12 protein-coding genes and 1 pseudogene are annotated in these 14,534 nt (G+C 73.6%); 3 read left to right on the top strand and 10 right to left on the bottom strand.

Annotated elements, in window-relative coordinates; genetic code table 11:
* Position 1: 1 nt before the first annotated feature.
* From ADL15_RS45705 to ADL15_RS45680, 6 genes and pseudogenes are all read right to left on the bottom strand, one after another.
* Complete coding sequence (locus ADL15_RS45705) at positions 2 to 1,381, bottom strand: exopolysaccharide biosynthesis polyprenyl glycosylphosphotransferase (RefSeq protein WP_198171293.1); 1,380 nt, start codon at positions 1,379 to 1,381, stop codon at positions 2 to 4.
* 127 nt (positions 1,382 to 1,508) lie between these two features.
* Positions 1,509 to 1,772: pseudogene (locus ADL15_RS45700) on the bottom strand (DsrE/DsrF/DrsH-like family protein); the annotation flags it as partial.
* A gap of 9 nt (positions 1,773 to 1,781) precedes the next feature.
* Entirely contained in the window at positions 1,782 to 3,134 is a 1,353-nt protein-coding gene (locus ADL15_RS45695) for a wax ester/triacylglycerol synthase domain-containing protein (protein ID WP_067706071.1), read from the bottom strand.
* Positions 3,134 to 4,579 (bottom strand): HAD-IB family hydrolase, encoded by a 1,446-nt coding sequence (locus ADL15_RS45690; RefSeq protein WP_067706069.1) that lies wholly within the window; start codon positions 4,577 to 4,579, stop codon positions 3,134 to 3,136. The genes ADL15_RS45695 and ADL15_RS45690 overlap by 1 nt, the downstream gene beginning before the upstream one ends.
* On the bottom strand, positions 4,576 to 6,468 hold the full coding sequence (locus ADL15_RS45685; protein ID WP_067706067.1) for a lysophospholipid acyltransferase: 1,893 nt from the start codon (positions 6,466 to 6,468) through the stop codon (positions 4,576 to 4,578). Before ADL15_RS45685 ends, ADL15_RS45690 begins: the two co-directional genes overlap by 4 nt.
* A 59-nt stretch (positions 6,469 to 6,527) precedes the next feature.
* Positions 6,528 to 7,043 (bottom strand): pyridoxamine 5'-phosphate oxidase family protein, encoded by a 516-nt coding sequence (locus tag ADL15_RS45680; RefSeq protein ID WP_067706066.1) that lies wholly within the window; start codon positions 7,041 to 7,043, stop codon positions 6,528 to 6,530.
* Positions 7,044 to 7,187: 144 nt separating this feature from the next.
* Between ADL15_RS45680 and gap the strand changes: the two genes are divergently transcribed.
* The gene (gene gap / locus ADL15_RS45675; RefSeq protein WP_067706064.1) at positions 7,188 to 8,204 is read left to right on the top strand and encodes a type I glyceraldehyde-3-phosphate dehydrogenase; all 1,017 of its coding nucleotides are present in this window, start codon (positions 7,188 to 7,190) and stop codon (positions 8,202 to 8,204) included.
* A gap of 60 nt (positions 8,205 to 8,264) precedes the next feature.
* On the opposite strand, the gene ADL15_RS45670 is transcribed toward gap, so the two are convergent.
* Positions 8,265 to 9,140, bottom strand: a complete 876-nt coding sequence (locus ADL15_RS45670; protein ID WP_067706062.1) for a universal stress protein — start codon at positions 9,138 to 9,140, stop codon at positions 8,265 to 8,267.
* 160 nt (positions 9,141 to 9,300) lie between these two features.
* Here ADL15_RS45670 and ADL15_RS45665 point away from each other — a divergent pair, with 160 nt between their 5' ends.
* Positions 9,301 to 9,990: a CBS domain-containing protein gene (locus tag ADL15_RS45665; RefSeq protein WP_067706060.1), complete on the top strand. Its 690-nt coding sequence runs from the start codon at positions 9,301 to 9,303 to the stop codon at positions 9,988 to 9,990.
* A 5-nt stretch (positions 9,991 to 9,995) separates the two neighbouring features.
* On the opposite strand, the gene ADL15_RS45660 is transcribed toward ADL15_RS45665, so the two are convergent.
* The 3 genes from ADL15_RS45660 to ADL15_RS45650 form a co-directional block, all read right to left on the bottom strand.
* Positions 9,996 to 10,496 carry a hypothetical protein gene (locus ADL15_RS45660; RefSeq protein WP_067706059.1) on the bottom strand — a complete coding sequence of 167 codons (501 nt, stop codon included), beginning with the start codon at positions 10,494 to 10,496 and terminating at the stop codon, positions 9,996 to 9,998.
* Positions 10,497 to 10,640: 144 nt separating this feature from the next.
* A complete protein-coding gene (locus tag ADL15_RS45655) occupies positions 10,641 to 10,829 on the bottom strand; it encodes a DUF1918 domain-containing protein (RefSeq protein WP_067706057.1) in 189 nt (62 codons plus the stop codon).
* On the bottom strand, positions 10,826 to 11,719 hold the full coding sequence (locus tag ADL15_RS45650; RefSeq protein ID WP_067706055.1) for a universal stress protein: 894 nt from the start codon (positions 11,717 to 11,719) through the stop codon (positions 10,826 to 10,828). Before ADL15_RS45650 ends, ADL15_RS45655 begins: the two co-directional genes overlap by 4 nt.
* A gap of 171 nt (positions 11,720 to 11,890) precedes the next feature.
* On the opposite strand from ADL15_RS45650, the gene ppdK reads away from it, so the two are divergent.
* Positions 11,891 to 14,530 carry a pyruvate, phosphate dikinase gene (gene ppdK, locus ADL15_RS45645; RefSeq protein ID WP_067706053.1) on the top strand — a complete coding sequence of 880 codons (2,640 nt, stop codon included), beginning with the start codon at positions 11,891 to 11,893 and terminating at the stop codon, positions 14,528 to 14,530.
* The last annotated feature ends 4 nt before the right edge of the window (positions 14,531 to 14,534 follow it).

Below are 14,534 nucleotides of genomic sequence, written 5' to 3'. Positions count from 1 at the left end.
CTCAACCCCGCGGTCTGTGCATCATGCTGCCCAGCGTGCGCAGCATGATCTTCAGATCGAGGCCGATGGACCAGTGCTCGATGTAGTAGTTGTCGAAGCGGACCCGATCCTCGATGGAGGTGTCCCCGCGCAGGCCGTGGATCTGTGCCCAGCCGGTGATCCCGGCGGGCACCCGGTGGCGGTCCGGGTAGCCGCCGTACACGTGTCCGAACGCGTTCGCGAAGTACGGCCGCTCCGGTCGCGGGCCGACCAGCGACATGCTGCCGGTCAGGACGTTCACCAGCTGCGGCAGTTCGTCCAGCGACGAGTGGCGCAGCAGCCGTCCGACCGGGCCGACCCGCGCGTCGGCGTCGATGTTCCACCGGCGCCGCGACTCGCCCTCGTCACCCGGGGTGAGGGAACGGAACTTCAGGATGGTGAACGGCTCGCCGTCGCGGGTCACCCGCTCCTGGCGGAAGAGCACGGCGTGCCGGCCCGACTCGATCTTGACGGCCAGCGCGCAGAGCAGGAGCACCGGTGCCAGCAGCACCAGCGCGGTCACCGCACCGACGACGTCCACGAACCGCTTGAGCCACCAGCGGCGCAGCTGCACCGGCTCGGGGCGCAGCCGGGTGAGCGGGATGCCGCCGACCAGGTCCGCCCCGTCGCTGCCGACCGCGAGCTCGTGCAGTCGCGGGATCACGTGCACGGTCACGCCGAGCCGGCGGCACCGGCGTAGCCTCGCCACGAGCTCACCCTCGGGCACGGCGGGGTAGGCGACGATCAGGTGCAGCGGCTGGTACCGGGTGACGGCCCGTTCCAGCTGCTCCTCGGGGGCGAGCACCGGCAGGTCCGGCCGGGCCAGGGTGCGCGGCCCGACGAAGCCGACCGGGGTCAGCCCGCACGAGCGGTCCTCGCGGAGCGCCTCGGCCACCCGGACCGCCAGGTCACCGCCGCCCAGGACGATAGTGGCCCGGCCGGGGGAGCTGCGGCGGTGCGCGTGCAGGACGCTGTATCCGGTCGTCCGGGCGAGCAGGACCGCTCCCAGCAGCGTGCCGAGCGCCGCCAGGCCGGGGCCGGGCAGCGGGGTGAGCCAGTGCACCGCGGCCGCGGTGACCGCGATCGCGACGACCAGCCGGGGCAGGTCGTCGAGCACGGAGTAGTGCAGCCGCTGGCGGTAGAGCCCGGCCGCGGCGAAGGCCACCGGGATCAGGAACACCGGCCAGGGCGCGTGCGTCGCCGCGATCGCGACGGTGACCGCGAGCGAGTCCAGGGCGAGGAGGACGATTACTTCGCCGGTGCCGCTGCGCACCTTGTGCACCGGCACGAGTCCCGGGACCCGCGGTGCGAGGACCAGGGTCCTGGTGGTGGTGAGACCTGTCGTGGCGCCGATTCTGGACACGATGCTTCCCGGGGGTTCGCTCCTATCGCCAGCGTGGCAGCGACCACCGGTCACCGGCAGACCCGAAGGACAGCAGTAGCATCGACCTTTGTCACTTCTCGCGGTCCCGGGCGGGCCGGTGCCCTGATCAGATGAACAACAGCTGGGCGCCGTCGGTCTTCTCGATGAAGTCGGCCGCGTTGATGACGTCCTCCACGTCGTCGCGAAGGTCGTCGCGGCTCAGGTGCATCATGTCCGTGGACATCCGGCACGCCCACAGATGGCCGCCGGAGGCGACGATCTGGTCGAGGAGCTCCGGCACGCCGATCGCGGCGATCTGCTTGCGCATCTGGTGGGTGGCCATCGCGGTCATGCCGGGAAGGCCGCCCAGGCCCTGCGGCAGATGGGTGGCGACCCGGGCTCACCGTGCCGGGCGCGCTCGCGCGCGGCCCAGCCGCAGCACCTCGTCGAAGTCCCGGCGCAGGCAGTCGACGAGCGCCGCCGGGTCGGGCACGACCGAGCCGTCCATGATCAGGCCGGTCCCGCAGATCCCGGCGTGGATCTGCAGCGTCGCGCTGATCGCGGCGCCGGCCGGCGGCTCGAAGCGGTGGATCCGGTCCACCCTCGTCCCGGCCAGCAACGCCCTGCGGGTCACCCCGGGAACCTCGGACACGGCCACGTCCGGGACCGCCGCGGCGATCATCGCCGGCAACCGCTTCAGGATCGGGACCAGTAGTCCCCCACCGGTCATCGCCGGCTCGGCCCGCAGCGACAGCAGCAGGCCCCGGATCGCGGCGATCCGTTCCTCCGGATCGGCCGGGCCGGTCGGTGCGCCGAACATCACGCGCGGCCGCGGACCGCCGGAGCACAGGACCGCCGGCAGCTCCGGGGCGCGCGCGCCGTGCCGTTCGTGGTAACGGCGCAGCCCGCCGAACAGGGCGGCGAGGTAGGCCTCCAGCGGTGACCCGTTCGCCGCCCGCGCCGCAGCACGCAGCTCGGACAGCGGGCAGGCCAGCGTCGCGAGCAGCCACGGCCCGCCGACGCGCCCGTGGAACAGGTCCGAGCCCCGCGCCGGCCGCAGTGCCGCGGTGCGGCGCAGCGACGCCCCGAGCTCCAGCGCACCGCGGACGGCGCCCGCCGGCCGGGTCAGGGCTCGGGTGCCGGCCGCGACCAGCCGACCGGCCGCCAGCGGCAGGGTGGCGACCTGTTCGGCGAGCTCCGCCGCGGCCAGGGCCCAGGGCGATGGCCCGTTCCCGGACGGGTCGGCGTGACCGGCCGGCGTGCCCGCCGGGCGCGCCGGTCGCCGGCCCAGCAGCAACGACGCCAGCGGGACCCGGCCGGCTCCGTCGGTCAGGCTCTGATGAACGCGGAGCAGGTAGGCGGCCCGGCCGTCCGCCCCGCCGGTGATCAGGGTGCCGTCCCACAGCGGCCCGGAACGGTCGAGCGGCGTCATCAGGGCGTCCTGGGCGAACGCCATCAGCCGGTCCGTTCCACCGGCCCCGGGCAGCTCTACATGGCGCAGCTGACGGTCCAGGTCGAAAGCGGGATCCGGGAGCCAGACCGGCGGCCCGACCGGCACGGCCGGTTCCCGCACGTACGCGCGGGCGGGTGGCCACAGCCGGGCGGCCCGGTCGTGCGCGGCGCGCAGCCGGTCCCCGTCCGGTGCCCCGTCCAGCAACATCAGCACCCCGACGATCGCCGGTCGGCCGGGGTCGCGGTCGCGGTACCAGGCCGCGGCCTGCGCCCCGGTCATCCGGTACCCGTCGGCATCCATCACGCGGCCACCTCCGCGGGCCAGTTCGCCAAGGTGCCGGCGAACCGGTCGCGCAGCGTCGCGATCCGATCGTCGAGGTCACGCACCGTCCAGTCGCCGGTCGGGACCGGGTCCAGGACCGCGACGTCGACCGTGCCCGGGTGGACGATCAGCGAGCGACGCCAGGCCAGCTCGCCGGTGTTGCGCAGCACGATCGGCACGATCGGTACGCCGGCCTGCAGCGCGAGGTGGAACGCGCCCTTCTTGAACCGGCCCAGAGCCGGCGTCGGCATCCGGGTGCCCTCGGGCAGCACCAGGATCGACGTGCCTGCCCGGATCCGGTCCAGGGCCCGGTCCAGGGTGTGCCGGGCGCTGGCCCGATCGGACCGGTCGATCCACGCCGGGTCGAGGAACGCGCTGATCACCGCCATCCGCGGGTCGAAGCGGGCCTCGCGCTTGGCCACCGCGGTGAAGTCGTGCCGCAGCAGCGCGCCGAGCACCACCGCATCCAGCGTGCTCTGGTGGTTGGCGACGAACACGGCCGGGCGGACCTTGTCGAGGTTCTCCGCGCCGGTCACGTTCAGCCGTACCCCGGCGAGGGCCAGCCCCAGGTCGGCGGAGAGCCCGATCCCGACGTTGATCCCGCCCTGCCGGTCACCGGTCAACCGGCCGTAGACCACTCCCGCGGTCAGCGCCGCGTTGACGCCGGCCAGGGCGCTGAGCGTGCCCAGCCCCGCCCACAACCCGGGTGACCGCGGTTCTCGCAGCGTCAACACCGGCCAGGCGTGCTCTTCGGCAGCGTGCCGCAGCACCGGATCCGGATTGGACGGGTACGGTCGACCCACCGATCCGAGGAACGCGAGGTCCTCCAGCCCGTTGGCGTACCCGAAGCTCTTGCGGAGATCGATCCCGGTGGCGCGGGCGAATCCGCGCACCGCGCGGGCCTTGCGCTCACCCCACAGCAGGCCGGTGGTGCTGCGCCCGGTGAGCACGCCGTCGCGCTGTTCCAGTTCCGTGCAGACCAGGTGCGGGATGCCCAGATCGCGGGCTACCGGCTCGATCTGCAACCGGGTCGCCGAGGACGCCACCGCGACGGTGTGTCCCTGCCGCAGGTGCGCCCGGACCAGGTCACGGGCCTCGGGCCGGATCGTCCCGGCGATCCGTTCGGCGAACAGCCGCTCGGCGAGTCCGGACAGCTCCGCCACGGTGCGGCCGCGCAGCGCGGCGAAGCCGGCCCGCCCGATCGCCTGCGGATCTCCGCCGAGCACCCCGCCGTCGATCATGGCGAGCAGGACGCGCGCCAGTTCGCCGGGGCCGATGTCGCCCCGGCGGATCCGGTCCCGGTAGACGGCGCCGGCGGTGTGGCCGTGCACCAGGGTGCCGTCGAGGTCGAAGAACGCGCCGACCCGCGGCCCGGCGGGCGCGGCCCGGATCGCCCGCACGGTCTCGGCCGCGGTGACGGTCATGACCGGCTCCGCTCGGCCATCGCGGCGATCAGGTTCACCCGGCGCAGCGTCTCGCGGATCTCGGCCAGGAAGTCGGCGCGCCGCTTGGCCGGCTCCGGCGCCTCGGAGGTGACGAGATCGCGGTGCCGGGCCAGCCGCAGCGCCGGCTTGAACAGCTCCAGCGACACCGACTCCTCGCTGGCCAGCCGCTTCTGCAAGGCCCACTGCCGGCCGACCCGCAAGCAGTCGTCGAGGAAGTGCGCCTCGTCGAACGGTTCGTCGGCGTCCGTCGCGACCAGCCGGTCGGCGACGACGTGGTACGCCTCCAGGAACGGCCGCAGCACCAGCGGCGCGACCAGCGGCGGGTGCTGTTCCAGCCAGCGCCGGGCGTCGGCCGCGGTGAACTCGTGCACCCCGGCGGCCTGGCTCGGGTCGACGAGCGCGAGTTCGGCGGCCATCTCCTCGGCGAACACTCGCCGGGTCGGGAAGAAGAAGTCGAATTTGAGCAGGTCACGCAGCCGTAGCGTCTCCCGGCTCGCGGTACCCAGCCCGGGCCCGTCGCCCTCGGCGGCGGCGGCCAGGCCCAGTTCACCGATCGCCCGGTCGATCAGGACGTGCACCGCGGTGTTCCGGTAGAACGCCGCGACCAGGTGCTGGCCGGGGCCGATCCGCCAGACGGTGTCGGTGCCGCCGTCGAAGCAGGCCAGCACGCCGGAAGAGGCCAGGTCGTCGAGGGCACGGCGGATGGTGGCCCGGTCGGTCAGGTTCGCCGCGCCGGCCACCGGGCGCCCGCGTGCGGTGAGGTACCGGGCCAGCGGGGCGACGGTGGCCAGCACCTCGTCCAGGGTCAGCGCGCGGTCGGCGGCGAGCAGTGCCAGGCACACCACCGCGGTGGTGGTCACCGGCGTGGCGCGGTTGATGCCGTGGCACGCCTGCACCGCGATCCGCTCCACCAGGTGTGCACCCGACGGGTCGTCGGCCCGCAGCTCGGCGAGCCGGTCCCGCAGCGGGATGGGCTCACCGAACTCCAAGAAGGCCCGACCGAACCGTTCCCGCTGCGCCCGCCCGAAGCTCCACAACCAGCGCAGGTCCTCCGGCTGCTTGCGCGACCCCCGCGCCTCGTCGGTCATCAGCCCGACCTCGTGCAGCTGCTCGTACACGATCGAGACCGGGACGATCAGGGCGCGCAACCCGGGATCCTGCTCGAGCGCGTCGACGGCGTAGCGCAGCACCCCGTACGTCGGCGGGCGCAGCTTGCCGGTCCGGGTCCGGCCGCCCTCGATCGACCAGCACAGGTTGCGCCGGCTGCGGATCAGCTCGGCGAGGTAGCAGCGCAGCGCCAGCCGGTAGACGGGAAGGTCGGCGGTCGAGCGGCGCACGTAGACGAAGCCGGACCGGCGCAGCAGGTGGTTGAACGGGAACACGTCGAGGTTCGCGCCGGCCAGCACGAACGACGGCGAGATGCCGTACCGGGAGACCGCTGCCGGGACGGTGATGCCGTCCAGGTACGACCGGTGCGAGAACGGGAACAGCAGCGACTGGGTCCGGTCGAGCACCCGCAGGCGTCGCAGTTGTTCCGGATCGAGGACGAGTTCGTGCGCGCGCGCCAGCCACCGGCTCATCCGGGACCAGTCGTCCACCGCCCGGCCGGTGTGGGTGGCGCCCATCTCGCGCAGGTACCCGGCGGCTTCGGCGCGTACCGCCCGCGGGCGCCGGCCGAGGGTGCCGGCCAGGCTGCTGACCTGGTCGGCGAAGCCGGCGTCGGACAACAGCCGGCCGACCTCCGGAGGGTCGGAGGGGAGCGGGCCGAGCGGTTCGGCGAGCACACCGGCCCGCTGCAGCGGGCGGCGGACCGCGATCCGGTCCAGTGCGCCCAGGAACGACGGATGGTCGGTGCTGCTGGAGATCATGGCCACCTCGCAGGCCGGCGTGATGGGTGTGCGATGCGTTCGCGGGTGTCACACGTGGTTCAGCCGGGCCCGACCGGCACGCGGGCGCGGGATCGGTCGGGGTCACGCATCCGCAGCAGCGGTACGCCCACCCCGTAGGTGACGTAGGCGCCGACCGGCCGGATCTCCAGCACCGCGCAGCGGGCCCGCCGTTCCGGTGGGGCCAGCGCGGCCAGGTCCGGCAGCTCGGTGAGGATTTCGCCGGAGTGGACGGTCGCCATCGCCGGGAAGCTGACCGTGGCCGGCGGGATCGGCGCGATCAGCGCCAGCACACCACCGCGCCGGATCGGCACGGTCACCGCGACGTGCGGGTCGGCCGCGATGTGCCGGGCCTTCCAGCTGTCGACGGCGACGACGGCGAACATGCGGTGGCCGCTGACGGCGTAGACGACGCCGCTCGATCGCGGAGCGCCGCCCGGGGTGACGTGGCTGAGCACGGCGAACGTCCGCCGGGTCAGCATGGTCCAGATCTGCTGGGCGGTCAGTGCCCGGGCCGCGGCGTCGCGCCGCGCCCGGACCGCCTCGGACGAGAACATCGGGACACCTCCCACCGTCACGGTAGGCCGGGGCGGGACCGCCCGGCGCGGGGCGCCCGCCACCTCCGGCCGGGACTTTCGTCCCTGCCCGTGCCCGGACGTCCGGACGACGCTGAGGGGAGAGACGAGAAGGGGAGGACGACGATGACGTATCGCATCGCGATCAACGGTTTCGGCCGGATCGGCCGCAACTACCTGCGCCGGCTGGCCGCCACGGACATGGCCAACAGCGGCTTGCGGGTGGTGGCGATCAACGATCTGTACGACGCGGCGACCCTGGCCCACCTGCTGGAGTACGACTCGACGTTCGGCCGGATCGACGCCGAGGTCGGCCACGACGACGACCAGTTGCTGGTCGGCTGGCACCGGATCCCGACGTTCGCCGGGCGTTCGCCGGACACGCTGCCCTGGGGTGAGCTCGGCGTCGACCTGGTCATCGAGGCGACCGGCCGGCTGCGCAGCCGTGACGACGCCGCGCTGCACCTGAAGGCCGGCGCCGGCCGGGTGCTGATCTCGGCGCCGGGTAAGAACGTCGACGCCACGCTGGTGCCGGGTGTGAACGCGGACAGTTTCGACCCGGACCGGCACCAGGTCGTGTCGGCGGCCTCCTGCACCACCAACTGCGTGGCGCCGCTGGTGAAGGTCCTGCACGAGGCGTTCGGGATCGAGCACGGCTATCTGACCACCGTGCACGCGTACACCAACGACCAGAACGTGCTGGACGCGCCGCACAAGGATCCCCGCCGGGCCCGGGCGGCCGGAGTCAACATCATCCCGACCAGCACCGGCGCCGCCAAGGCGGTGGGCCTGGTCCTGCCCGAGCTGGCCGGCCGGTTGGACGGGGTGGCGTTGCGGGTGCCGGTGGTGGATGGTTCGATCAGCGACCTGACGCTCACTCTGGCCACCGAGGTGCCGGCGGCCCGGATCAACGAGGTGGTGGCCACCGCGGCGGCGGGTCCGATGCACGGCATCATCCGCTACACCGAGGCGCCGCTGGTCTCCGCCGACGTGATCGGCGATCCGGCCTCCTGCGTGTTCGACGCCCGGCTGACCCAGGCGCAGGGCACCACGGCCAAGGTGTTCGGCTGGTACGACAACGAGTGGGGCTACACCAACCGGCTGGTCGACCTGACCATGCAGATGGCGGCCACGCCGTCCTGAGCCGGTGCTTCCGGCGCCTTCCCGGCCTCCGGGCCGATGAGGGCGCCGGGCCGCCGGAGATCAAGATTTTGGGTACGGATGGATGATCAGAACCGGGCAGTCGGCGTAGTGCAACAGCTGCAGACCGGTGGAGCCGAGCAGGGTCCCGGCGAGCACGCCGTGCCCGCGGCTGCCGGCGATCACCAGCTCGGCGTCTCGCGCGGCGCCGACCAGCGCGGCCGCCGGACCGAGGTGTGACACCAGCAGGTCCACCGCCACCGCGGGGAACCGGGCCTGCCACGGTGCGGCCTGGTGGGCGAGCAGGTCACGTGCGGCGGTGTCGTGGTCCGGGGTGTGCGACTCGGCCGCCGACAGATGACCGTGGTAGCCGCGGAACGGCGGCAGGGAGGAATGGACCAGCAGCAGGCGGGCGTGTCGTTGATCGGCCGCGGTGAACGCGGCGTCGAGGACACCACCAGCCGCGGCGGAATCGTCCACCCCGGCCACGACCAGCGCCTCGGCGGACCGGAGGCCGCCGCGGATCACCGCGACCGGGCAACGGGCATGGGTGGCGACCCGTTGGCTGACCGACCCGAGCCGCAGCCCGGCGAAGCCACCCCGCCCGCGGTCCCCGAGCACCATCAGCGCGGCAGACTCGGACGCGGCGACCAGTTGCGCGGCCGGGTCGCCGACCAGGACGTCGCTGACGACCTCGATCGCCGGGACCGCCTCGCGGGCCACCCGGGCGGCCTGGGCCACGATCCCGTCGGCGTGCCGCCGATCGGCGTCGAACCGGTCATTGCTGAATTCGTAGCGGGCGGTCGACCACTCCCAGTCCAGTACGTGCAGCACCTGAAGCAGTTGTCCGCGGCGTGCCGCCTCCGCCGCGGCCCAGACGGTCGCCGACCGGCTGGCGTCGGTGCCGTCGGCCGCGATGACGACGCTCATCGTCCGCATGATGCCCTCCTTCGTCGAGCCCGGTGCCCATCGTCATCCCGGTCGACGCGGTGCGTCAGGGTCGCAGGTCCCGACCGGTCCCGCCGGTTAGGGCCGGAAGTCCCTACTGGCCGGACCCCCGGACGACCACCGTGGAGAGGACGACAGAAGGGGGAGAGCGGTGAAGACCTGGAAGATCGGCGACGTGATGACCCGGGACGTGGTGTCGGTGGCCGAGGACACCTCCTATCACGACCTGGTGGATCTGCTGGTGGGCAAGCGGATCAGCGCGGTCCCGGTGGTCGACGGCTTCGGCCGGGTGACCGGGGTGGTCTCCGAGGCCGACCTGCTCCGCAAGATCGAGTACGGCGGTGACGAGCAGCCCCGGATCTTCGAACGACGCCGGCGGCGCGGCGAACGGGCCAAGGCCACCGCGCGGACCGCGGCCGGGCTGATGAGCGCGCCGCCGGTGGTCGCGCTGGCGAGCATGCCACTCGCCGCCGCGGCCCGGCTGATGGACGCCAACGGCGTCAAACGCCTCCCGGTCACCGACGATCTCGGCCGGCTGGTCGGCATCGCGTCGCGGGGTGACCTGCTGCGCACCTACCTGCGTACCGACGACGAGATCCTCGCCGACGTGCGCGCGGAGGTGCTGCGGCCGTTCCTGGCCGACGAGGCGGACGGGGTCACCGTCACCGTCACCGGCGGCGTGGTCGGCCTGTCCGGCCGGGTCGACCGCTGGTCGTCGGCCGATATCGCGGAACGTCTCACCCACCAGGTCGCCGGGGTGATCGAGGTGTCCTCGGCGCTGTCCTACGCCCTGGACGACCGGAAGCTGGAGGCCCCGCCCGGGCCCTTCGGTACCTACTGAACCACCTACTGAACCCGGCCGGCCGGGGTCGAGGCGCGCTGCTGTTCCGCCAGCGACAGGTACAAACGGCTCCAGTCCCGGTGCTTCTGCTCGGTATGCCGCAGAGCCTGGGCACGCGAGGACAACCGCCACCGCCACAGCGCGGTGACCCGTAGCTCCCGGTCGGTCATCCGCCGGTACCGGGGATCCCGACGGGCGGCCTGAATGCGCACCCGGTCGGTCTCGCGCTCGAGGCCCCGGCGCCACCGGGCCCGGCAGCGTTCCGCCTCCCGCAGGCAGGCCGCGGCCTGCTCGTTCCAGTTCAGCCGGCACTGACGGCAGCCGGGGGACACCCAGACCGGCCAGTACCGGGGATCGCCGCCGCGCGGGGAGACGAGCCGCCCCGCGCACGGCACGACGCCGTCGGGGCGGACCAGCGGGCAGGCACCGTCCGGCTCCGGCCCATGACAGGTCCCGAGCAGTCGTCCGGTGGCCGGGCTCCGGATCTCGATCGTCTGGCTTCGCATCGTCCCCGCCTCCTGATGACCGGTGACCTCTCCTCCTGTCAGTGTCGGGACCGGAGCGGGAAGGTCAGCAGGGCCGAACGGACCGGCGCGAAGAGGCGAGTGCCGGTGGTCCGGCACTCGCCCGCACGATCGACGGCTCGCCGGTCACAGGACCGGTTCGATCCGGCTTCCCAGACCCGGGAACAGCAAGGTGGTGTGGCCGCTGTCGAACCAGCGCACCCGGTAGGGCGGAAGCCCGCCGGGCCGCCCCACCGCGATGATCACGCCGATCCGGCGCCGGCCGTTCAGCCCGGCCGGCTCGATCACGATCAGGTCGCCCTCCCGCGCCCTCACGGCCCGACCCGGGCTGCGCTGCGTTCCGCCTCTTGCTCCTGGTGCTCTTCCTGATCCTCGTGCTCGTGCACGATCGCGACCGGGCAGGTCGCGTACCGCAGCAGGTGCCGGACGGCCGAGCCGAGCAGCAGGCCGCGCACCGCACCGCGCCCGCGGCTGCCGATCACCACCAGCTGGGCGGTGTCACCGGCCGCGACCAGCGCGTCCGGCGAGTTCCCGGTGACGGCTCCGACGTGGATCTCCAGGTCCGGGAACTCGTCGCGGACCGCGGTGACCACGGCGTCGAACGCGTCCTGACCGCCGGCGGCCGCGCGGTGCTCGCCGTCGGGCGGCCCCAGCCGGAGCACCCGCAACGCGACCTTGCGGCCGGCGGCTTGCTCGGCGGCGAACCGCAGCACGACCGGGGCGAGCGGGGAGCCGTCGACGCCGGCGACCACGGGCGCGCCTGCGGCCGACCGGCCCTGGACCACCACCACGGTGCAGTGCGCGTGCGCGCCGACCGCCGCGCCGACCGAGCCGAGCAAGCCGGCCAGGGCGCGGTGCCCGCGGGAGCCGACCACGATCATCGCGGCCTGCTCGGACTGCTGGGCCAGCGCGGTCGAGGCAAGCGCGCGCACGGTCGTGGCGGACACCGGCACCAGCGGGTGTGTCTTCCGGGCCGTGGTGACGGCCCGGTCCAGCACCCCGCCGATCACCTCGTCCACGTAGTCGTCCGGACGCAGAGCGGGGGACGGCACCATGCTCGCGGCCGGCGCCCAGAACGGCCACTCGTCCGCGTACACCAGTGCGGCGTGCGCCCCGGTGCGATCCGCTTCGTCGAGCGCCCAGGTCAGGGCGACGCCGGCGGCGGGCGACCCGTCGAACCCGACGACGATCTTCTTCTCGGCCATGGCTGCAGGCCTCCTCTCCGATACCTCCACCCTCATCGGACGCGTTCGGGGCGCGGTCCGGCAGGGCTTCAGGTCCCGCCGGACCGGGCCGACGGCCCTACTCCGCGGGCCCGCCCGGGGCTACCAACGAAGGAGGAGCACGAATCGTCAGGGAGCGAGGGTGGGATTCAGGTGTCTGGATACGTGTACGACTTCGTCGACGGCAACAAGGACCTCAAGGACCTGCTCGGCGGCAAGGGGGCCAACCTTGCCGAGATGACGCGGATGGGCCTGCCGGTCCCGCCCGGGTTCACCATCACCACCGAGGCCTGCCGCGCCTACCTGCGTACCGGCACGCTGCCGGCCGGGCTGCTCGACGAGGTCGAGGACCACCTGCGCGGCGTGCAGGCCGCGCTGGGCAAGACGTTCGGTGACCCGGACGACCCGCTGCTGCTGTCGGTGCGGTCCGGCGGGAAGTTCTCGATGCCCGGGATGATGGAGACCATCCTGGACATCGGCCTGAACGACACCAGCGTGACCGGCCTGGCCCGGGTCAGCGCCGACGAGCGGTTCGCCTGGGACTCCTACCGGCGGCTGATCCAGATGTTCGGCCGGACCGTGTTCGACGTGCCCGCCGAGGCGTTCGAGGCCGAACTGGCCGGCTTCGGTACGACCGAGCTGACCGCGGGAGAGCTGCGCGACCTGGTCCGGGCGTACCAGAAAGTCTTCGAAACCCACACCGGGCGCGCTTTCCCGCAGGCGCCGCATGAGCAGTTGTTCCTCGCCATCGGCGCGGTGTTCCGTTCCTGGAACGCCGAGCGGGCCGTGCTCTACCGCCGGCAGGAGCGCATCCCGCAGGATCTGGGCACCGCGGTCACCGTGATGGCGATGGTCTTCGGCAACCGTGGCGACGACTCCGGGACCGGGGTGGCGTTCACCCGCGATCCGGCGACCGGCCGGCGGGGCAGCTACGGCGACTACCTGCGCAACGCCCAGGGCGAGGACGTGGTGGCCGGCATCCGCAACACCGTCCCCCTGCACGAGCTGGCCACCGTCGACGCCGCCTCCTACGAGCAACTGCTCGCCGTCATGCAGCGGCTCGAGGACCGCTACCGCGACCTGTGCGACATCGAGTTCACCATCGAGGCCGGCAAGCTGTGGATGCTGCAGACCCGGGTCGGCAAACGGACCCCGGCGGCCGCGTTCGTGATCGCCGCACAGCTGGTCGAGGAAGGGGTGATCACCCTCGACGAGGCGCTGCGCCGGGTCACCGGCGAGCAGCTGGCCCAGCTGATGTTCCCCAGCTTCGACGAGGCGGCCGCCCCGCCGCCGCTGACCACCGGCGTGCCGGCCTCACCCGGCGCCGCGGTCGGCGCGGTGGTGTTCGACTCGGCGGCCGCCGCGGCCGCGACCGGGCCGGTCATCCTGGTGCGCCGGGAGACCAACCCGGACGACCTGCCCGGCATGATCGCCGCGCAGGGCATCCTGACCGCACGCGGCGGCAAGACCTCGCACGCCGCCGTCGTCGCCCGCGGCATGGGCAAGACCTGCGTCTGCGGAGCCGAAGAGCTGCGGATCGAGGGCGACACGTGCACCGTCGGCGGCCGGACCGTGCACGCCGGCGACGTGATCTCCATCGACGGCGGCAACGGCCGGGTCTACCCCGGACCGGTCCCGGTGCACCCGTCGAGGGTGGTGCGGTACTTCGAGGGCGAGGTGACCGCGGACGGCGACCCGCTGCTCACCGCGATCGAGCGGCTGATGGACCACGCCGGGCAGGTCGCCCGGCTGGGCGTGCACGCCAACGCGGACACCGGCGCGGACGCGGCCCGGGCCCGGCGGTTCGGTGCGACCGGGGTCGGCCTGTGCCGTACCGAGCACATGTTCCTCGGCGACCGGCGGGTGCTCGTCGAGCGGCTGATCCTGGCCGAGACCGCCGCCGAGCGGGAGGCGGCGCTGGCCGCGCTGCTGCCGTTGCAGCGCGCCGACTTCGAGGAGCTGCTGACCGCGATGGACGGGCTGCCGGTCACCGTGCGGCTGATCGACCCGCCGCTGCACGAGTTCCTGCCCCCGCTGGAGGAGCTGACCGCCCGGGTCGCGCGCGCCGAAGCACTGAGCGAGGACGCCGGGCACGCCGGGGTGCTGCTGAACGCGGTCCGCCGGATGCACGAGTCCAACCCGATGCTCGGCCTGCGCGGTGTACGCCTGGGTCTGGTCGTTCCCGGTCTGTTCGAGATGCAGGTCCGCGCGGTCGCCGAGGCCGCGGCGGCGCGGGCCGCGGCCGGCGGCGACCCGCGGCCGGAGATCATGGTGCCGCTGGTCGGCACGATCCAGGAGCTGGAGATCGTACGGGCGGAGGCCGAGCGGGTGCTCGCCGCCGTGCCCGGCGCACCGCCGATCCGGATCGGCACCATGATCGAGGTGCCGCGGGCGGCGCTGACCGCCGGGGAGATCGCCGGTGCCGCCGAGTTCTTCTCCTTCGGCACCAACGATCTCACCCAGATGACCTGGGGTTTCTCCCGTGACGACGTGGAGGGCGCGTTCTTCGGCCGCTACCTGGAGCTGGGCGTGTTCGCCGTCTCGCCGTTCGAGAGCCTCGACCGGTCCGGCGTCGGCGAGCTGGTGCGGATCGCGGTCGACCGCGGTCGCGCGGCCCGGCCGGACCTGACCGTGGGTGTCTGCGGCGAGCACGGCGGCGACCCCGCCTCGGTCCGGTTCTTCCACGACGCCGGCCTCGACTACGTGTCCTGCTCGCCGTTCCGGGTGCCGATCGCCCGGCTGGAGGCGGGCCGGGCCGCGGTGGCCGGGACGGCCGGCTCGGACAGCCGATAGGAGA

The organism is Actinoplanes awajinensis subsp. mycoplanecinus, from assembly GCF_001509495.1.
In the GTDB taxonomy this organism is placed as follows: Bacteria; Actinomycetota; Actinomycetes; order Mycobacteriales; family Micromonosporaceae; genus Actinoplanes; species Actinoplanes palleronii.
This window is presented reverse-complemented; position numbering and strand designations above follow the sequence as displayed.